This is a genomic window from Candidatus Vagococcus giribetii (assembly GCF_017316185.1).
Taxonomy (GTDB): domain Bacteria; phylum Bacillota; class Bacilli; order Lactobacillales; family Vagococcaceae; genus Vagococcus; species Vagococcus giribetii.
Genome location: NZ_JAFLVX010000014.1, coordinates 1 through 203, shown reverse-complemented (window position 1 = coordinate 203; position 203 = coordinate 1). Strand labels below are relative to the sequence as shown.

At 36.9% G+C, this 203-nt stretch carries 1 pseudogene; it reads right to left on the bottom strand.

The features are described from left to right. Nucleotides 1-190, bottom strand: a pseudogene (locus DOK76_RS04265) (group II intron reverse transcriptase/maturase); the annotation flags it as partial. Between the last annotated feature and the right edge of the window lie 13 nt (nucleotides 191-203).

Below are 203 nucleotides of genomic sequence, written 5' to 3'. Positions count from 1 at the left end.
TCGTTAATCTTTTTAACTTATCTTTGACAGTGGTCTTAGCTTGGTTATGTGGACGGATTTTAATACCTTTCTTTGTTGGCAACAAACAGAATCCTACAAACTTTCGTTTGAGAGGGCTACCGATTGCTGATTTTTCTTGATTTACCTCTAATTTAAGCGTACCTTCCAAAAATTTCACTGCATTGGTCATCACTCTTCGACCT